Source organism: Streptomyces sp. SID486 (genome assembly GCF_009865385.1).
GTDB lineage: Bacteria > Actinomycetota > Actinomycetes > Streptomycetales > Streptomycetaceae > Streptomyces.
Genome location: NZ_WWJT01000117.1, coordinates 1 through 18389, shown reverse-complemented (window position 1 = coordinate 18389; position 18389 = coordinate 1). Strand labels below are relative to the sequence as shown.

20 protein-coding genes and 1 pseudogene are annotated in these 18389 nt (G+C 72.8%); 9 read left to right on the top strand and 12 right to left on the bottom strand.

Features of this window, described 5'->3' with window-relative positions; all coding sequences use genetic code 11:
- The coding region (locus GT045_RS06085; protein WP_161333519.1) for a hypothetical protein at nt 1–2960 on the bottom strand (2960 nt) is incomplete at its 3' end.
- 317 nt (nt 2961–3277) lie between these two features.
- On the opposite strand from GT045_RS06085, the gene GT045_RS06080 reads away from it, so the two are divergent.
- Entirely contained in the window at nt 3278–3880 is a 603-nt protein-coding gene (locus tag GT045_RS06080) for a lytic transglycosylase domain-containing protein (protein WP_161294567.1), read from the top strand.
- A 167-nt stretch (nt 3881–4047) separates the two neighbouring features.
- Here GT045_RS06080 and GT045_RS06075 read toward each other — a convergent pair whose 3' ends face one another.
- Nucleotides 4048–5292 carry a DUF2993 domain-containing protein gene (locus GT045_RS06075; RefSeq protein WP_161333518.1) on the bottom strand — a complete coding sequence of 415 codons (1245 nt, stop codon included), beginning with the start codon at nt 5290–5292 and terminating at the stop codon, nt 4048–4050.
- Nucleotides 5293–5448: 156 nt separating this feature from the next.
- On the opposite strand from GT045_RS06075, the gene GT045_RS39500 reads away from it, so the two are divergent.
- Both GT045_RS39500 and GT045_RS06065 read left to right on the top strand, forming a co-directional pair.
- Nucleotides 5449–5724 carry a hypothetical protein gene (locus GT045_RS39500; protein WP_161333517.1) on the top strand — a complete coding sequence of 92 codons (276 nt, stop codon included), beginning with the start codon at nt 5449–5451 and terminating at the stop codon, nt 5722–5724.
- 173 nt (nt 5725–5897) lie between these two features.
- Nucleotides 5898–6392: a MarR family winged helix-turn-helix transcriptional regulator gene (locus GT045_RS06065; protein WP_161333516.1), complete on the top strand. Its 495-nt coding sequence runs from the start codon at nt 5898–5900 to the stop codon at nt 6390–6392.
- 224 nt (nt 6393–6616) lie between these two features.
- Here GT045_RS06065 and GT045_RS06060 read toward each other — a convergent pair whose 3' ends face one another.
- Entirely contained in the window at nt 6617–7780 is a 1164-nt protein-coding gene (locus GT045_RS06060; protein WP_345942559.1) for a PP2C family protein-serine/threonine phosphatase, read from the bottom strand.
- Nucleotides 7781–7934: 154 nt separating this feature from the next.
- On the opposite strand from GT045_RS06060, the gene GT045_RS06055 reads away from it, so the two are divergent.
- The 3 genes from GT045_RS06055 to GT045_RS38780 all read left to right on the top strand — a co-directional run bounded on the left by GT045_RS06055 (nt 7935) and on the right by GT045_RS38780 (nt 9815).
- A complete protein-coding gene (locus GT045_RS06055; RefSeq protein ID WP_345942558.1) occupies nt 7935–8420 on the top strand; it encodes a MarR family transcriptional regulator in 486 nt (161 codons plus the stop codon).
- 447 nt (nt 8421–8867) lie between these two features.
- Entirely contained in the window at nt 8868–9350 is a 483-nt protein-coding gene (locus GT045_RS06050) for an ATP-binding protein (protein ID WP_161294588.1), read from the top strand.
- Between the two features lie 87 nt (nt 9351–9437).
- On the top strand, nt 9438–9815 hold the full coding sequence (locus GT045_RS38780; protein WP_202527291.1) for a hypothetical protein: 378 nt from the start codon (nt 9438–9440) through the stop codon (nt 9813–9815).
- Nucleotides 9816–10435: 620 nt separating this feature from the next.
- Here GT045_RS38780 and GT045_RS06040 read toward each other — a convergent pair.
- From GT045_RS06040 to GT045_RS06020, 5 genes are all read right to left on the bottom strand, one after another.
- Nucleotides 10436–10696, bottom strand: a complete 261-nt coding sequence (locus GT045_RS06040; protein ID WP_161294574.1) for a GlsB/YeaQ/YmgE family stress response membrane protein — start codon at nt 10694–10696, stop codon at nt 10436–10438.
- A gap of 68 nt (nt 10697–10764) precedes the next feature.
- The gene (locus GT045_RS06035) at nt 10765–11094 is read right to left on the bottom strand and encodes an STAS domain-containing protein (RefSeq protein WP_345942557.1); all 330 of its coding nucleotides are present in this window, start codon (nt 11092–11094) and stop codon (nt 10765–10767) included.
- Nucleotides 11095–11289: 195 nt separating this feature from the next.
- On the bottom strand, nt 11290–11661 hold the full coding sequence (locus GT045_RS06030) for an STAS domain-containing protein (protein ID WP_161294576.1): 372 nt from the start codon (nt 11659–11661) through the stop codon (nt 11290–11292).
- Complete coding sequence (locus tag GT045_RS06025; RefSeq protein WP_161294578.1) at nt 11658–12752, bottom strand: cobalamin-dependent protein; 1095 nt, start codon at nt 12750–12752, stop codon at nt 11658–11660. Before GT045_RS06025 ends, GT045_RS06030 begins: the two co-directional genes overlap by 4 nt.
- Nucleotides 12749–14338, bottom strand: a complete 1590-nt coding sequence (locus GT045_RS06020) for a PP2C family protein-serine/threonine phosphatase (protein WP_161333520.1) — start codon at nt 14336–14338, stop codon at nt 12749–12751. Before GT045_RS06020 ends, GT045_RS06025 begins: the two co-directional genes overlap by 4 nt.
- Before the next feature lie 358 nt (nt 14339–14696).
- Here GT045_RS06020 and rpmG point away from each other — a divergent pair, with 358 nt between their 5' ends.
- The 3 genes from rpmG to ykgO all read left to right on the top strand — a co-directional run bounded on the left by rpmG (nt 14697) and on the right by ykgO (nt 15447).
- A complete protein-coding gene (rpmG, locus tag GT045_RS06015; RefSeq protein WP_161294580.1) occupies nt 14697–14861 on the top strand; it encodes a 50S ribosomal protein L33 in 165 nt (54 codons plus the stop codon).
- Between the two features lie 166 nt (nt 14862–15027).
- Nucleotides 15028–15288 (top strand): type B 50S ribosomal protein L31, encoded by a 261-nt coding sequence (locus GT045_RS06010; RefSeq protein ID WP_161294581.1) that lies wholly within the window; start codon nt 15028–15030, stop codon nt 15286–15288.
- A 36-nt stretch (nt 15289–15324) separates the two neighbouring features.
- On the top strand, nt 15325–15447 hold the full coding sequence (gene ykgO / locus GT045_RS06005) for a type B 50S ribosomal protein L36 (RefSeq protein WP_161294583.1): 123 nt from the start codon (nt 15325–15327) through the stop codon (nt 15445–15447).
- Here ykgO and GT045_RS06000 read toward each other — a convergent pair.
- From GT045_RS06000 to GT045_RS05985, 4 genes and pseudogenes are all read right to left on the bottom strand, one after another.
- Nucleotides 15428–16447, bottom strand: coding sequence for a hypothetical protein (locus GT045_RS06000; RefSeq protein ID WP_161333515.1), 1020 nt, complete (start codon nt 16445–16447; stop codon nt 15428–15430). The two genes, ykgO and GT045_RS06000, sit on opposite strands and share 20 nt — an antisense overlap.
- 199 nt (nt 16448–16646) lie before the next feature.
- Nucleotides 16647–17537, bottom strand: a pseudogene (locus GT045_RS05995) (DUF475 domain-containing protein); the annotation flags it as partial.
- Between the two features lie 75 nt (nt 17538–17612).
- Nucleotides 17613–18191: a TerD family protein gene (locus GT045_RS05990; RefSeq protein ID WP_161290343.1), complete on the bottom strand. Its 579-nt coding sequence runs from the start codon at nt 18189–18191 to the stop codon at nt 17613–17615.
- A 96-nt stretch (nt 18192–18287) separates the two neighbouring features.
- Nucleotides 18288–18389: TerD family protein (locus GT045_RS05985; protein ID WP_161333514.1), on the bottom strand; the 102-nt coding region annotated here is incomplete at its 5' end.

The following is an 18389-nucleotide window of genomic DNA, read 5'->3' as shown; positions in this document are numbered from 1 at the left end:
GCCCGCGGCGCCCCGGCCGTGTCGGCGGCCGCTCCCCGGGCCGGCGGCACCGTGCCCGCCAGGTGGTCCTGCAACCGCTGGTGCCGGAACTCGAAGTACGCTCCCGACCGCCGCAGCACCCCGCGCCGGTGGGCGTCCTCCAGGAACCCCATCAGCCGCCACGGCAGACGGCCCGTCGAGGCGAGCCACACACGCGTCACGGTGAACCGCCCCCAGGCACTCAGCGCCAGCGCCGTCGCGCCGAGCGGCAGCCACAACTGGGTGCCCACGTGCGACAGCCCGCCCCAGTCGCCGGGCAGCGCCACCACCGGCGCGCAGACGGCGGCGACGAGCAGCGCGACGACACCGGCGCGGGTGAAGGACGCCGTCCGGTCCGTGCGCAGGGAGGAGACCGGACCCGAGGCGCGCATGACGTCCGACGGCACGCTCAGCGCGCGGTAGACACCGCACACGCACCCGCCCACCACCCCGATCAGCACTCCGCCCGCCACGAGCGGCGGCACACAGCGGGCCGCCAGGTCCCCGGCCGTCCCCCGGGTGAGCCAGCCGTGGGCCCGCTCCGGCAGCGCGGACCGCAGGTTGACGGCATGGGCCACGGTCGTCGTGGACGCCGTCCGGGCCGTCGTCCCGCCCAGCTGGAGGAGCACGACGACGTCGCCGTCCCGGGACCGGAACTCCGTACGCCGGGAGGTGAAGGGACGGCACGTGCGGTGGTGCACCAGCGGGATCGTGCAGTCCGGCGGCTTGTGGCCCTCGGGATAGGCGTCCGGCCGGGTACCCCGCCCGGCGATCAGCAAGGTGCCCCGCAGCGGTCGCAGGGTGGTCGCCGTCCTGGCGCCGTCGCGCTGGGTCAGCCGCCAGCCGTCGATGCGCCGGGCCGGGGCGTCGGCGGACGGACCGGACTTGAGCAGGGTCACCCCGACCGCGGTGACCCCGGCGACCGTACAGGCGGTGACACCGATCAGCAGCGCCGCGGCCGTGCCGCGCACGGCCCCCGCGGCGAACCGCCGGACGACCCGCCCGGCCCGCGCCGGGTACACGCCCTCGTGCCCCGCCCGGCGCGTACCGCTCAGCAGCAGGGCCGTGCCCGCCGCCGCGCAGGTGGTGCCGATCAGCGCGGTCCAGGGGTTGTGGGACCGGCCGAGCAGGACTGCGCCCGCCGCGATCACCCCGCCCAGCGACAGGACCGCCCCGAGGATCCGGGCCACCGCCCGGCCGGTGACGCCGCTCCAGGGCAGAGCGAGCGGCACCGGCCGCCGGGGCAGTCCGGCGATACCGAAGAACAGGGTGAACAGCAGGGCGAACAGGCAGCCCCCGAGCACGTCCGGCAGCCAGCCGGCGGTCACGAGACCGAACCGGAAACCGAACCGCAAGTCGTCGCTCCAGGCGATGCCCGCCCACAGCAGCGCGCCGACCGGCACCGTCAGCAGGGCCTGGCGGGCGAGGAACCGCCGGCCCGGCAGAGCGCGCTCGGACGGCAGCAGGCACACGGCGCCGAAGGCGAAGCCCAGCGTCTGCCCGAACAGCGTCGCGATCACCGACACGACGTCCTCGGCGCCCGACAGGTCGCCGGCCGCGCGGGCCAGCGCCCCGGGCAGCACGAGCGCGGACATCACGGCCAGGGACAGCAGGCCCGGCGCGTACACCCGCAGGGCTCGCGGCAGCATCGCCTCCAGCTCCCACCAGCCCAGCAGCCCGGTGCCGCGCCGCTGCAGGACACGCGCCAGCAGGGCGAGCCGGCGTACGGCGTCGCGGGTGCCCGTCGGCCCCGAGTCCGCGAACGAGGCGGGCACGAAGGCACCGAGCAGATGCTCCTCGATGGCGGCCACCGTGGGGAAGCGCCGCGTGTCGAGCAGTTCCGAGGGGTCCGCGGTGCGGTCGCCGTAGACCGCGCGGGCGAGCGCCACCATCAGGGGGGTGGTGAGCGCTCGCGCGAGCGGGCAGTACGGCCGGTGGGCCAGCTCGCGCAGCACCGGCCTCCACACGGTCGTCCGCTCACCGTCCGGCCCGGTCAGCGGACGTGCCGTGCGTTCCAGGTGCGTCCCGGCCTGCGCGAGGTCCAGGGGCAGCAGTTCGACCACCTCGGCGGCGGTGAGGACGTCACCCTCGGCCACCGCGGAGGCCCACGCGTCCCGCCGGCTGGTGAGCAGCAGGGGCAGGTCGCCGTCCAGTTCCGCGTTGATGCGCCGTACGGCTTCCCCGTAGGCCGGGGGTGCCAGCTCGTCGAAGCCGTCGAGCACCGGCATGACGAGCCCGGCGTCCAGGAGCGCCTGGGCGCGGGTGCGCCGGCCGTCGGCCGGCCCGGCCAGCGGCTGGTAGTCGGTGGCGAGCCGGGCCGCCAGCCAGTCGCGCAGCCCCGTACGCAGCGGGTCCCAGCCGGCCATCGGGAAGATGACGGGCACCGGGCCGCCGGGCCGCCGGGCGGCCAGCCGGCCGAGGACGAACCGCATGGCGAGCACGCTCTTGCCGGAGCCGGGACCGCCCAGCACCACCAGGCGGCGTCCCGGCAGCGCCGCGAACGGCCCGGTGCCGTCCCCGGGTTCCTCGTCCCCTTCCGTGCGCGCCGCCGGGAGGGTGTGCGCACGCCGGATGTTCTCCGGGTGATCGGCCAGTCGGCGGTCCGCCGGGGCCCAGCGCACCTCGATCGGCGCGGGGTCCTGGAGGCGGCGCAGCCGCGCCTCGGCGGCCCACTGCTCCCGGACGGCCGCGGCCAGCGCGTCGGCGGCCTGCCGCCGGTCCGCGCCCGCCGACCGCGGTACGGGGTCGGGGTCGCCGCGCAGGATGTCGGCGACGAGCGCCATCACCGACAGGAACGCCCCGATGGCCGAGATCAGGACCTCCGCGACGGCCGCGTTCGACCACAGGAAGCGCAGGACGGCCGCAAGTGCCGCGAGCGCGGCCCCGCACATGGCGAGCCCCAGGCGCCGCCGGGCTCGTGCGGTGTGCCATCCCGCTTGCATATGTCTCCCCGTGCCGTGCCTGACCGTTATGGATCTGTGTCGGAATCAACCGTTTTTACCGGCAGTAGTTCTGACATTCCGTCACCTTCGACCACGAGTGGCGGAGCGCGCGGAGGCATTCGGGGGGCGGACAGAGGCGCAGGCGCATGAACGGCACGTGCGCGGCCCGTCCCGCGGGCGGCGCCCGGAACCGGTGCCGGCCGCGCCGTACCGATGCGGGCCGGGTGGGGCGGATTGAGGCATTCCTCCGGGGGCACGAGCACCGCACACGACAGGCCGGCATACCGCCGGCGGGTGAACCGGGAGTCGGGAGAGGGATGAGCGAGGAAGCGATCACGGTGGCGGAGGAGCGGCCGGCGCCGGACGGCGGCGGGGGAGTGCCGACCCCGCCCCTGCGGCCGGGCGGTTACGACCCGGCCGACTACGCGGCGTCGGTGGTGCGCAGCGCCGAGGAGGCGGGAGTGTCGGCGCTGCTGCTGATGTCCGTGCTGCACAACGAGGCGTACAAGCCCCACCACCCCCTCCTGGAGCGGCTGTGGCAGTGGTGGAAGCCCGGCGCCTCCTTCGGCCTCGGGAACATGCACCGGGCGACGTTCGAGCGGGTGCGGCGGGCGCACGGCCTCGACGCCCGGTGGGAGGACCTGCGCGACGACCCGGCGCTGGCGATCCGCGCGGCGGCCCTCCACCTCGGCGACCTGGACCGCGGGCTGCCGGGGCGGCACACGCGCCGCTGCACCCGGGACGAGCTCCTGGCGCTTGGCTACAACGCCGGCGAACGCAACATGCGGGCCTTCGCCCGGGGTGTCCCGCCGGGGCCCATGGCCCGGTCCTATCTCCGCCGCCTGCGGGCCAACCGGAGCAGGGCGGCCGAAGCGCTGACGGGCGCCGGGACCACGCGGGACACCGCCTCCCGGGCGTGAACGCCGTGAACACGGCGCCGGACCACTCCCGCCGCCGGCTCGCGCGGGCGACCGCCCGGAGCGGGTGAGCCGGTACGGCCGGCCTCGGCGAGCCCCACCCCGCGCCCCGCCCGGGCGCCGGCCGTGACGTCCCCGGTCGCGCGCCCCGCGACGGCGGTACGGCGTCCTCAGCGCCCCAGGAGCAGTCCCGTGCCGCTGACGTCGGCGTGGATGCCGTCCTTCCCGACCGTGACGCGCCGCAGACTCAGGTCGCCCGAGGGCGGCTTCGGCAGCTGGAAGGAGAAGGAGAAGCGGTCGGCGATCTCGGGGCGGGTGAGCTTGGTCAGTGCGGTGAGCAGGGACACGTCCAGGCCCAGCCGCTTGAGCAGCCCCGGGTGGGCGAGTGCCGTGTCCACCAGGTTCACCCGGGTCAGTTCGTGGAGGAAGCGCGGCGCGCCGGTGAGCCGGTGCAGCCTGTTCTCGTCGTGCAGGGCGGCGCGCACGGCGCCGTCGGGCACGCCCAGGCGGCGCACGATCGCCGGGACGCCCAGCAACGCCTTGATCTTGGCCGTCTCCCGGGTGACCCGGCGGGCGGAGGCGGGGGTCAGGTGGAGGCCCTCGGTGGGCCCGGTGCCCGGCCGGTACGTCGCGAGATCCCCGATGTCCAGCCGTATGCCGTCCACGGCGGCGGCGATACCGCGCGGCCCGTCCCGCCGGATACGGGCGTCCGCGCGTACCCGCACGTCGTGCCCCGCCACACGCAGCGCGCCACGGGCCAGGACCCCGCCCCGGCCGTGGGCGGTGAAGTCCACCTCCGAGGCGCCCAGTTCGCGGTTCATGTCGGCGAACGACAGCAGGACCTGCCCGTGCACCTGCCGAACCAGTGCGCCGCTCAGCTCCGTCGGCCCGTCACCGTGCAGGCGTATCCCGTCCGCGCTGGCGGTCACCTGGGTCAGGGTGACGCGCTTGGCCGGCACGTCCGGCACGGTGACCCGGACCGAGTCCAGGCGCTGCGCGGCCACTTGCGTCAGGAACGGGAAGCCGCCGATCCGCACCTCGGGTGCGGCGGTGAGGTGCAGCTGGTCCTTGAGCCGTTCGGACGCCTTGCGCTCGGCATAGAGCAGCGCCCAGCGGTCGGCGAGCGTGACGAGGCAGGCGAGGGTGAGCACCCAGGCGAGCAGCCTGACCAGGGTGGTCAGTCCGGTGGCACGGTTGCGGCGGCGACTGCGGCGCCCGTGGTGGGGCGGCCTCCAGGGCTCCTCGGCGTCATCGACCGGCCGGCCCGGCGCCGGGTCCTCGGTGAGGAAGTCGTCCAGCGGATCGTCCGCCAGGTAGGCCAGTTCGTCGTAGGGGCTGGGGGTGGAGGGAACCGTTCTCGGGGTAGGCGCGTCGGACGGAAAAGTTTGATGCGTCGGTATGTGGGGGGTACGCATCGGTAGATTTGATCACATACTCCTACCGGGAACGCAAGCCCGACCTGTCCGCACTCGGCGTACGACGGCCGGGGGCGGCCCCGCGCGCACGCGCGCGCCGGTGGCCGCGACGCAATAGGCGTGCCTGCCGACCGGCCTGTCCGGCATCATCACCGGATGATCGGCAATCGGGTCACTCATCGCACGGCGGACGGCGTCCGCATACCGGGCACCTGGCGGCACGCGTTCATCTGCAACGGCGGCTCCTACTTCCTCACCGACCTCTTCATCTACGTCGCCGCCCTGCTGGCCACGGGGGACGCGACCGTGCTCTACGACGATGCCGACTCCGGCTTCTGGGGCGACAACGGCGGCCGGGGCCGCAACTGGACGGGGCGCCTCCTGGAACTCGTACGGTCCGAACTGCTGGCCCGGCGTGCGGGCATCGACTGACCTGGGTCACAGGGGGCACCCGGGCCGGCACCGGGCGTCCCTGCCGGCCGACCGGAAGAGCGCGAAACGCCGAGCCGCAGCCGTGTCTCCTGCTTGCGGCCGGGCCGAGCGGGTAGCAGCGGCAGTGAGAGGGGCGGCGTTGTGGCCCGCAGATTAGGGAAAGTGAAGTTCTCGTGACCCATCTCGGCGGTCCCGGTGACGACCGGGCGAGCGTGGGTGAAGGCGCGGTGGCCGCCGCGCTGGCGATCGCCGACGGCGTGGAGAGCCTGACCACTCTCTGGTCGCTGGCGGCGCAGGAGGCGACGCTGCGGCTGTCGCTGCACCAGTTGCGCGCCCTGCGGGCGCTGGAGTCGGCGCCGGGCCTGAATCTCACCGCCCTCGCGGAACGGCTGGACATCGGGCTCCCCACGGCGAGCCGGCTGTGTGACCGGCTGGAGGCGGCGGGGCTGCTGGAGCGGGTGCTGCATCCGCACAAGCGCCGTGAGGTGCGGCTGGACCTGACGCCGCACGCACGACGCGTCCTCGGCGATGTCGCGCGGCGCCGGGCGCGGGCGCTCGCGGAGGTGCTGGAGAACATGAAACCGGCGGACCGGGCCGCGCTGAGCCAGGGGCTGCGGGCCTTGCTGGAGGCGCGGAGCGAGGAGCCGCCGGGCGTGGGCCCGGACTGAGCAGGGCCGCCGCCCGGTCGCACCGTCGACGCCGGGCGCCGGCCCGCGGTGTCCGCGAACCGTCGGTGTCCGCGCCCGGGCGGGCACATCGCGGGTCCGCCGGTGTCCGCGAACCGTCGGTGTCCGTGCCCGGGCGGGCACATCGCGGGTCCGCCGGTGTCCGCGAACCGTCGGTGTCCGTGCCGGTCCGGGCACACCGCCGGTCCGCCGGCGTCCGCGAACCGTCAGCGTCCGTGCCAGTCCAGGCACACCACCAGCGCGTCGTCGTCCGGGACGGGCCGGCCGCGGTGCCCGGAGAGTTCGCGCAGGATGGCGCGCGGCACTTCGGCGGCGGGCAGCAGCCGGGTGGACTGGATGGCCCGTGCCAGTGCGGCGTCGCCGTACGCCTCGCCCTTGGGGTCGGCCACGGCGTACACCCCGTCGCTGACGAAGACCAGCCGGTCGCCGGGCTCCACCTGGAACTCCTGGATCACGTAGTCGGTCTCCTCGAACATGCCGAGCGGCAGCTGGGCGTCGAAGGCGACCGACTCCACCGTGCCGCCGCGCAGCCGCAGCATCTGCGGGGATCCGGCGTCCACCGCCCGCACCCGCCCGGTGGCCAGTTCGAAGTCGAACATCAGTACGGAGAGATAGCAGCGGCCCCGGTAGTGGGCGTAGACCGCCTGGTCGGCCAGGGCCGCCTGGTCGGCGAGCGCGAGACCCGCACGGCGGGCGTTGCGCAGGGCGTTGATGGCCAGATTGGTCAGCAGCGAGGCTTCTATACCCTCGCCCATGCCGTTCGTGACGTACAGCATCAGGTGGTCCTCGGTGGCGGACCAGTCGAAGTTGTCACCGAAGATCGCGTAGGCGGGTTCGAGCTGTGCGGCCAGCTCGTACTCCGGGTGGCTGCACGAGCGGCCGGGCAGCAGCTGCCACTGCATCTCGGCGGCCAGGGTGAGCCGGTCCTTGCGGCGCGCCCGGAGATACAGGTCGGTGTCCCGCTCCGCGACGGCCACCTCGTGGGCGAGCACCTCGGCGATCTCGGACAGCTCCGTCAGGCCCGCACCGGCGAGCTCGCCTTCCGGCAGGGTCACCGACAGCACGCCGAGCCGGTCGCCGCGCACCGTCACGGGCAGATGCACGCGGACCAGCTCCTCCTCCCGGTCCCGCTCGACGATCGGCTCCTGCGCGCCGAAGGCGCGTCCGGCCGCGCTGTCGTGGACCGGCAGCGGCTCGGGCGCGTGCGGCAGCGCGGAGACCGGCTGCAGCACGCTCAGGCCGTAGTCGGCCATGAACAGCTCGACGGACCGGGCCGCGTACTGCTCGGCGAGCACGCGTCGGACGGCGTCGGGCAGGCCGTACGGTGCCGCCGTGCGCAGGGCGCGTTCGGCGGTCACGAATCTGTTCACGATGGAAAAAACACCAATCCTTTGTCGGATGTGTCGGATCTGTCGGATCACGGTCGCACGGTGGCACTCGATTCCTCCGCGCCGGTCGTGCGGGACATCTGTCGTCGGCTCGCGTCCCTAGTAGGCTGGCAACCGTCCCGGAGCCTGCGAGAGTGTGACTGTGACTGCCTTCCGACACCTGCCACAGCCCGACGAGGTCGCCCGTGTGACCTCCACGGCCGGTGAGCTACTGGAAGTGCTCTGGGGACGTGCGTCCACCGCGCCCGCCTCCGCGTCCCAGTTGCGCGTGCTGCTCATCCTGGAACACCACGAGGGCATCAACCTGCGTACCCTCGCCGACTCCCTCGCCTCCACCCCGCCGTCCACGAGCCGGCTCTGCGACCGGCTGCAGGCCGCCGGTTTCGTCGACCGCGTGGTACGCCCCACCGACCGGCGGGAGGTACGGCTGTACCTGAGCGGCCGCGGGCGTGCCTTCCTCGACGACCTGCGCGCCCGCCGGGAGAGGGAACTGCAGGAGGTCCTGACACTGATGCCGGCCGCCAAACGAGCCGCCCTGCTGGAAGGACTCGAGGCGTTCTGCGCGGCGGCGGCCACACAGATACACGACGACGCCGAGAACGCCGGCAGCCGCACAGCCTGACGCGCGTGACCCGGTACCCGGCCCGTCGGCGCCGCCCGGCGCCAGTGGCCGGAACACGCAGTGGCCTGCGTCCACCGGAACATCACAGATCCTTCCCCATGCCCGTCCGACACGGTTACTTTCTTGTCTCGCGACTATAGTTGTCAAACGGCAACTGCCCGCCGCCTCCTCTCTCCTGGTCTTCCGGTCCTGTGGACACCCCGGGGCCGCGCGCTCCCGGAGCCGAGTACCCAAGGGGAGCACTGAAGCCGTATTGTGCCCGCGCTGTGCGTACGGCGTTCACCCGGGCTTCACAGACGGAGGGCCGTCGGTCGCCGGATGTCGCGAAGTCCGGCCATGCGGAGCCGGTCGCCGGTTATCCTTGCGAGATCCGGAAACACCTGAGCGGCTCCGGGCATGTCCCGCCCGTCGGCGGGTAGGCGTGGGCACATGAACGGGGGCACGCGAATGGAGCCGGTGACGTCAGGATCTGGCGGTGAGGGTGTGACCGGCTCGGAGCCGATCCAGGAGATCTTTCCACTCGACGGACAGGGCCCGTGCATCGCCGAGGCCCGGCACCACGCCGCCGACTTCCTCGCCCGGGTGCAGAGGGAGTACGGGCTGCCGGTGCCGGCACGGGCGATGGACGTGACCCGGCTGGTCGTCAGCGAGCTGGTGACCAACGCGCGCAAGTACGCGCCGGGTCCGGTGCTGATGGAGCTGCGGGTCGTCGGCGGACTGGTCGAGGTGGCCGTGTGGGACAGCGATCCGGCGCTGCCGGTGGCCCGGGCCTCCGATCCGGGCCGCGTCGGCCAGCACGGACTGGAGATCGTGATGGCGGTCGTCCAGGGCTTCGAGGTGCAGCGGGAACCGGTGGGCAAGCGCATCACCGCCCGCATCGCCCTGGCCGACGACCCGGGCGGCTCCATCACCGGACTTCACCTCGGCTAGTGGCTCGTCACGCAGCCTTGGCCGGGTAATCGACCTGCTGCTCGTTGGCCAGCAGACTGTCTCCAAGACCTGATCTTGGAGGTGGTCGTGGGACGTCGACCGAGTGTGTTCGTCCGGCCGGTCACGGTGGACGAGGGCCGGAAGCTGCAACGGATCAGCCGGACCGCGAAGGACCCGGTGAAGCTCCGCAAGGGCAGGGCGTGGGGCCCGGTGAGGTGTCCGCGCAGGCTGCGAGCCACCTACAACCGCTACGGCGGCGTGATGCACATGCTCGCCGCCCTCGATCTGGCCACCGGCAAGCCCTGGGGGACGCCCCGTCCACTGTCGACGACGATCATCGAGCAGGGCTTTGTGATCACTGGACAGGAGTTCCACAGCTCCACCCCGGCCGTGATCAGTTCCAGTACCGCGCGTTGCTCCGCGGGAGTCCACGCGGCGCACTCGCCTCCGAACAGCTTCTCGTAGGCGCTGTTATGCACCGCACTTTGATGGGGCAGCCGCTGGACCTCGCCAAGTCCTCGGGCCAGATCCTCGAAGAAGTTCCACGCCTCCAGCACGGCACCCGGGGGTACGCGTCGGCGCACCGGGTCCTCCAGCCAATGCTGGACACGGGTGAGCTCCAGAGTGTTGGCCTCAGAAGTGGCCAGCCTCCGCCCCCGTCGGCTCACGTACATCCGTGCCTGCCGAACAGTCATGAACACCGGCACCTGACAGTGATCAGCTTCTGGCAACGCCAGCACCCGATCAGGTTCGTCGCCCTCGCCACCGACCCACAGGACTACCGCGCTGCGGTCCAGCCCGCGCACTCGATATGCATAGAGCCTCCCGCGCCCACCGCGGTGTCCGGCCCCAAACACATCTGCCATCTCGATCTTTGCCACGCCCTCACACTGGCATGTCCCGCGAGCACCCTCGCGGAATTTCTTCGCAACGACTGGCATGACCGGAAAACCCGGCGAGGTTCGCCACCCGGCCCACGATTCGAGCAGAGCCACTAGCGCCAAGGCTTCACTTCGGCCGTCCTCGTGCGCGGTCCGGCCCCCTCGGCTCACACCGACGGGACCGGATGCGCGGTTCGCACGGGATCAGGCGTGCCGTCGGGCCCACATCGGGCTGACGAGGCCGATCAGGAGCGCCGCCACGCCGATCTGGAGGACGTGGCGTATCCAGTCGATGCCTCCGGTGTCCCGCACACCGAAGGCGCTGGCGAGCGCGTTGCCCGCGATACCGCCGACGATGCCCAGAAGGATCGTCAGCCACAGCGGGATCGGCTGGCGTCCGGGAATGACGAGCTTGGCCAGCAGGCCGATGATGAGTCCCGCGATGATGGCCCAGAGGAACGACACGACCTCTCCTTTCCTTTCACCGAATGTTCGTGCATCACGCGGATGCCCTCGCTCGCCCGTCGTACGCCTCAGGCGTCGCCCGCGCGCATGGCCCGGGCGCGGGAATCGGTGAAGGTGAAGTGCTCCAGGGTGCCGGTCAGGGAGAAGAGCCGCTCCACCGTGGGATGCAGCGGACCGAGCAGGATCAGCTCCCGCCCGGCGGCCCGGTGGCGGCGCCAGGAGTCCAGGAGGGCGTTCAGCAGGCCGCTGTCGGCGAACGTCACCCGGGAGAGGTCCACGACCGTCACGGGTAGCCCCGCCTCCTCCGCCTCGGCCCAGGCGGCCTGCAGCAGGTCGTTCTCCTCGTAGTCGACCTCGCCGCGCACGGTGATCTCGAAGACTCGGTCATGGCAGGTCACCTTCACGGTAGCCCTGCTTTCCCACTGCATTCCGTCGTCCTCGTGCCCTCGGTCCATGGCCACGCGGCGCCGCGCCGCCTCGCCCTGCGCGGTTCTCCTACCCCGTCCGGGCCATAAATTGCCTCCGGACAAGTATTCCTGACGTGCGGCCACACGTCGCCCACGCCTCCACCGGTCTACCGTTCCCGACGCAGGTCAGGTGACGTTCGCGCCCGTGGCGCCCTCGTCCCGGCCCGGCCGGGCGGTCAGATGGCCGAGGGTGCCGGTCTGCCGCAGGAGGCGTTCCAGCAGCGCAGGGCGGTTCTCCAGGTACAGGACGCCGCCGACGGCGCGGGTACGGCGATGGATCATCAGCAGCGCCGAGAGGCCCACGGAGTCGATCCAGGACAGCTCCGCGAAGTCCAGACGCACGCCCCGTACTTCGGGGTGCCGGGCCAGCTGCTCGCTGACCGTCTCGACCAGGTGGTCGACGGTGTCGTAGTCGAGGTCTCCGGCGACGTCGACGGTCAGCTCGCGGGCTCCACGGGTGACGGTGATGCGCAATGCGGGTGGTGGCAGGGTGGTCATGCTTCGCTGTAGGGGCCGGGGACAGGGAGGGCGGGGCGGCCGGCCAGGGCGGCACGGCCGTCGTCGAGCAGGCCGAGGGCGCGGGGGAAGTCGCGCAGGTGGTCGCCGAGCACATCGAGTGCGGTGACCACCGAGTGCGCCGGCACCCGCCGCGCCTCCAGGACGTCCGCGGTCCAGCACAGGAACGTGGTGAAGAGGGCCGGGTCGTCGACGTACAGGGCGGTGGCCAGGAACTCCACGATGTGGGCGAGGTCCTCAGCGGTCCGCTCGCGCTGCGTGTCGCTGTACGCGCGCATCGAGGGGAACCGGCGCTCCAGGCCGGCCAGGGCCTGCCGGACGAGGCGGCCGCGGGACTGCGCGACGAACGTGTACTCCTGGTCGGTCAGGTGCGGCAGGTCGTCCAGGACCTGCCGGGCCGCCGCCGGGCGGGGCGCGAGCGGCTTCGCGTCCAGTACGGCCGCGGCGGCACGGGCGTCGGGCGCCCAGTGGTCGGCGCCCAGCGCCCGGGCGTAGCGGCCGTCCGGACCGAAGGCCCTGCCACCCGCCATGACCGGGACCCCCACGGCCTGGCACGCGGTGATGGCCGCGTGCGCGGTCGGCAGGTGCGTCGGGATCGAACCGGACAGCAGCACCGCCTCGGAACTGGTGCTGTGCAGGTGGGAGACCAGGTGCTGGGTCGGGGTCTGGGCGCCGAGGAAGTCCACCTGCCAGCCGCGCAGCCGCAGTACCTCGGCGACCAGCCGGGCCGGCAGGGCGTGCCATTCGCCGTCGACGCAGCTGACCGTGACGCGTCCCTTGGGCGCGTGGTCGAGACCGCCGGGCGGACGGTCGTGCACCAGGGTGGTGATCACGCGCTCGTTGATGGCGGTCGCGGCGTGTTCCTGTGCCACGGTCAGGCGGTCGGCGGCCCACTCCATGCCGACCCTGAGCTGCACCGCCGCGATCACGTCGAGCAGCAGCGTCTCCTCGTCCGTACCGTCGGCGCGGGCACGGCGGACCACCTCGACCGCCGTGTACTCGTCGCCGTCGGCCACCGCCTGCCACAGCTCGTCCACCAGGACGTCCGTGCCCGTCACCGGGGGAGCGCTCACCCGTTCCTCCTGTACGTCGTGCCGCCGGCGCGGTTCTGGCCGCCCACCACCGTCAGATCAGCGGTGCGGGGCGCGCTGATGGCGACGGTGGCGACGTCGTCGTGGCTGCCGGGCCCCACCCACTGGGCGGTCAGCATCTGGATCCGTTCGACGATCGCCTCGGCCGGCAGGCCCGCGCACTCGGCCAGGACCCGCTTGAGCCGGTGGTCGCCGAACAGTTCGTCACCCAACGGGCCGCCGCGCGCCTCGGTGACCCCGTCGGTGTACAGCAGACAGGTCTCCCCGGGCCGCAGCGTCACGTGGGCGCTGACGGAGGTGACCTTCGGCAGGGCGCCGATGAGGGAGCCGCGGGTGGCGGTCTCCTCGACACTGCCGTCGGCGCGGACGATCAGCGGGGCGAGGTGGCCCGCACTGGTCAGGCGCAGCTCCACCTTGCTGGCGCGGCGGCGGACGGAGGCCAGCACGAGGGTGGCGAACCGGGTGTGGTGGGAGGACAGCAGCGCGCTGTTGAGCAGGGTCAGGGTGCGCTCGTGGTCCGCGGCGAGCGGCAGCAGCGCGTGCAGCGTGTTACGGATCTTGCCGGTCAGCACCGCCGCGTCCAGGCCCTTGCCGGCGACGTCCCCGAGCACGACGAGCGTCTCCTCGGTGGGGCCGGAGCCGGGGTGGACGTCGTAGAAGTCCCCGCCGATGCGTTCGTTGTCCCGCGCGGGACGGTAGGCACCCGCGTACTCCACCCCGTGCACGCTCTCCAGGCGGGGCGGCAGCAGCTCCCGCATCAGCGTGGAGGTGATGGACGCCTGTTCCGAGTACAGGCGGGCGGCCGACAGGGCGGCTCCGGCCCGGGCGGCGAAGAGCCGGGCGAACAGTTCCTCGTCACCGCTGAACGCCTGCTCGCGGCTGGAGCGCAGGAGGATCAGCGCGCCCGCGGGCACACCGTGTCCGGGGAGCGGGGTGACGATCACGGAGCCGACCGGTTCGGTGAAGCCCTCCGGAGGCACCCAGTCCGGCAGGTCGGCGGGGTTGATCCAGCGGGCCGGGACGGGCGGGAACCCCTGGAGGGCCTCGGCGAGCCCGGGTACGGCCCGCACGTCCACCGGGGCGGACACCCGGGTCACCGGCCCGCCGCGGTAGGCGTACGTCAGCTGGTGGCGGCGCCCCATCGGCGGGGCGACGAGCACGGCGGCCTCGGCGAGGTGATCGGTGGCCATACGCGCCGTGGCCTCCGTGCACCGGTTCAGGTTCAGCGTGGACAGCAACTGGCTGGAGACGTCGGCCAGGAGGGCGGACCGCTGCCGGGCGCCGGACAGAGCCGTCTCGGCCAGCCGGCGGTCGGTGTCGTCGACGAGCCACCACACCACGTCACCACCGTCCGCCAGGGTCGGGTGGGCCTCGAAGAAACGGTCCGCGACGGCGCCGGCCGCCTGCCCCGCGCCTTCGGACGTGCCGTCGGCGAACCGCCCGTGAGCCTCGGCCAGCCAGGACGGTACCGTGTCGTACAGCCGGTCACCCCGGACGGCGTCCGACCACAGCAGGCGCGCGGCCGAATTCAGTTCGACCAGATCACCGTCGCGGTCCGCGACGAGCACCGGGTACGGGGCATGGGCCCAGGCGGCGCCGACGCTGATCGCGGCGCTGCGAGGGTCGACGGGCGAGCCGCTGGAACCGAACACACGCGGGGACGCACCTCCGGCACGCCCCACCACCTCTCTCCGACGGACAACAGATGTCTTCCGGCAACAGTCCCGCATCGAGCCGTAGGACGCAAGCCGCTTCCGGCGCTTGACGCGGAACGGGGTGGTCAGACCCCCGAAGAGAGATCCTGGCCGGGAATGTCCGCGGGCTTCGGACCCCGGGAATGCCCCGGTGCCCGGGGCCGTTGTAGCCCGTGTGACTGGCATGAACCGATCAATCAGGGAGTGCCGGTCCACGGATCAGGAGGGCACCATGGCACGCAGCACCGCGCGTCCCGTCGTCCGGCTGAAGTCGACGGCCGGGACCGGCGTCACCTACGTGACGCGCAAGAACCGGCTCAGCGACCCCGACCGGCTGGTCCTGCGCAAGTACGACCCGGTGGCCGGACGGCACGTCCGGTTCCGCGAGGAGCGCTGACCGCTTCCACGGCACTCCCGGGGACGGCGGCCAGGGCCGCCGCAGGGGCGGCACACAGGACCGCTGCCGGTCGCTCGGCAGGGCCGTTCCGACGGTCGGCAGGGCGGTTCCAGGACGGTCGGCAGGGCCGTTCCGGACCAGAACGGCTGAGAGAAAGGACAACCCCATGAAGCCCGGTATCCACCCCGTGACCCGCCCGGTCGTCTTCCGCGACCGCGCCGCGGGCACCGCGTTCCTGATCCGCTCCACCGCCGGCTCGGACCGGACGGTCGAGTGGGAGGACGGCGTCACCTACCCGGTGATCGACGTCGAGATCTCCGCGGCGAGTCACCCGTTCCACACCGGCACCTCCCGCGTGCCGGACACCGGGGGCCGCGTCGCGCGCTTCGAACGCCGCTACCGCCGGGCCGCGCACGCCCGCGGCTGACGGGGCGCCACGCACGTCCGAGCAGAGGAGACCGGTATGAAGGTGCGCAAGTCCCTGCGCTCACTGAAAAGCCGCCCCGGCGCCCAGGTGGTGCGCCGGCGGGGCGTGACCTACGTGATCAACAGGAAGGAACCCCGCTTCAAGGCCCGTCAGGGCTGAGCGGGGAGTCGATCCTCGTGCCGTCCGGCAGCCGGCCCGTCACCTCGGCGGGCCGGCCGCCCGGCACCGCGACCGCCAGGAACCGTCCGTCGGCGGTGCTCCGGACCGGGGCGGTCACGTCGAGCCGCGTCACCGCACGGCTGGCCGCGGCGAGCAGGTACGGGGTGCCCGAGGGCGCACGCCACTCGGTGTGTGCCAGCGCGTTCTGCCCGAAGCGGCTGCACTGCGCCGTGTCGCGGCCCCGGCCCACCACCTTCGCGTCCGTGCCGCCGGGAGCGACGAAGAGGTACTCCACGTCACCCGTGCCGCGCCAGGTGTCGGCGCGGGCACAGACCCAGGCCGCCGTTCCGGCCCCCTCGGGCAGCGGCTGAGCGGCGAACACCCAGTGGTTGACGCTGCGGACCCCCCGACCGTGCAGCCCGGCCAGGCGACACGCCGTGGCCGCCCAGCCGCGCAGACCCGCCTCGCCCGTCGCCTCGCGCGGCGGCCGTGGCCTGACCCCGGGCCGCGGGGCGGGCATGTACGTCAGGTGGGCCGGCACCAGCCCGCCGAGGTCGGCGAGGAGGAAGGCGTGGTCCTCGGCGATCCTGGACGAGGAACGCAACTGCACCGCCGGCACGTCGTGGCACGGCCCGCCGGGCGCCGCCACCGCGACCGGTTCGGTGACGCCGTTGCCGTCGCGTCCGACCGCACGCGGGCCGGCCGCGGGCTCCCGCAGGTCACGGACGGCCGCCGCGGCGACCCAGGGGGCCAGCAGCAGCCGCACGGAGCGCGGGGAACGGGCCACGACGACCGCGGCGGCCGTCGTCACGTCCGCGCCCTCGGTGCGGGCGACGGTCAGCTCCGGCGTACCGCCGTGCAGGGGCTCGCTGTAGCGCACCAGGTGGACCCCGTACCGCAGCAGGACCACGGCGTGGCCGTCCACGTCGTCCGCGAACAGCAGCCAGGCCCCCGGCTGCCAGGTCCCCGGCCCCCCGGCCGCCGGTTCGCCCGGTTCCACCGAACGGCGGCCCCGCCATCCCCGGTCGGTCCAGGCCCGTAGCGCGCGCCCGAGCAGGGCCGTGTCACCGGTGCGCCGGCCGCGGGCCGGCCAGACGCCGAAATCGAGCCGCGCGGTGTGCGTCCACGCGTCGGGGGCAGCCCCGGGCGGGGGTGTGCCGGCCGCTGCCGCCGCGCGCGGGGCCTCGCTCCGGCGTCCAGGTGAGCGAGCGGACGTACATCGCGCCGATGCCGAGGCCGAGGGCCATCAGGACGATGTCGTTGGTGACGGCGAAGGCGCCGATCACACCGTCGAACGAGAAGGACGCGTCCAGGACCTCCAGGTAGAGGAACATGAAGAACGCGGCCTGGCCGGCCAGGACGACCGCGGGCTTCTGCTTGCCGGAACGGGCGGCCTCTTCCTCCTGCTCGTGCTCGCGCTCCTCCTCTTCCTCCAGCTTGTCCTCGAAGTAGCCGGAGAGTCCGCCGACGACCATGTAGGTGATCAGGCCGGCGATGCCGGCGATCAGGACCGTCTGGGCCTTGTCCACGTGGGCGCCGCCGTGCTGGTGGGCGTGGGTGGCGAAGGTGAAGGAGGTGATCAGCAGGACGATCAGGGCGATGCAGACCGACAGCATGTCGACCTTGCCGAGCTTGGCCAGGGGCCGCTCGATCCAGCGCAGCCACTGGATGTCCCGGTCCTCGAAGATGAAGTCGAGGAAGATCATCAGCAGGAACATGCCACCGAAGGCGGCGATCGCCGGGTGGGCGTCGGTGACCAGCTCCTGGTAGCGGTCCTTGTTGTTGAGGGCCAGGTCGACGGCCTCGATCGGGCCCATCTTCGCGCTGATCGCGACGATGACGACGGGGAACACCAGCCGCATGCCGAAGACGGCGATGAGGACACCGACCGTGAGGAAGATCTTCTGCCAGAAGGCGTTCATCTTCTTCAGGATTCCGGCGTTGACCACCGCGTTGTCGAAGGACAGCGAGATCTCCAGGATGGCCAGGATCGCCACGATGCCGAAGGCGGTCCACCCCCCGTAGAACGCCGCCGCGACCAGGCCGAGCGCGGTGACCGCGAACGACCAGCCGAAGGTTTTGAGAAGCACTGGCTATCCCATCATCTCTGGGGGCACCTCCCAGACGAAGTCTGAGGGAGGGACTCCCCCGCGCCGCACGCGGCTTTACGAAACGTTGACTCCGAAGTCTAGGGCGATGCCCCGGAGCCCCGACGCGTACCCCTGTCCTACGGCCCGGAACTTCCACTCTCCCTGGTAGCGGTAGAGCTCACCGAAGATCATCGCCGTCTCGGTGGAGGCGTCCTCGCTGAGGTCGTAGCGGGCCAGTTCCTGGCCGTCGGCCTGGTTGACGACCCGGATGAACGCGTTGGAGACCTGGCCGAAGGTCTGGCCCCGTTCGTCCGCCATGTGGATCGAGACCGGAAAGATGATCTTCTCGCACTGCGGCGGGACCTTGGCGAGGTCCACCAGGATCGATTCGTCGTCGCCCTCGCCCTCACCGGTGAGGTTGTCACCGGTGTGCTCCACGGAGCCGTCAGGGCTCGTGAGCTGGTTGTAGAACACGAAGTACTCGTCGCCCATCACCCGGTTGCCGGCGCCGCACAGCAGCGCGCTGGCGTCCAGGTCGAAGGGGGCCCCGGTGGTGGAGCGGGCGTCCCAGCCGAGCCCGATCATGACGTTCGTGAGGTTCGGTGCGGCCTTGGAGAGGGAGACATTGCCTCCCTTGGCGAGTGTGACGCCCATGGTCCTGGTCCTCCCCTGGTGAAGCTTCCCTGGTTGTCCTGCGCGTCCGGCGCCGCCCCTAAACGGTGCGGCGCCGGACCGGGGGGTGTTTCCGCGTCAGACGTTGACGCCGAAGTCCTGCGCGATGCCGCGCAGCCCGGAGGCGTAGCCCTGGCCGATGGCCCGGAACTTCCACTCCGCGCCGTTGCGGTACAGCTC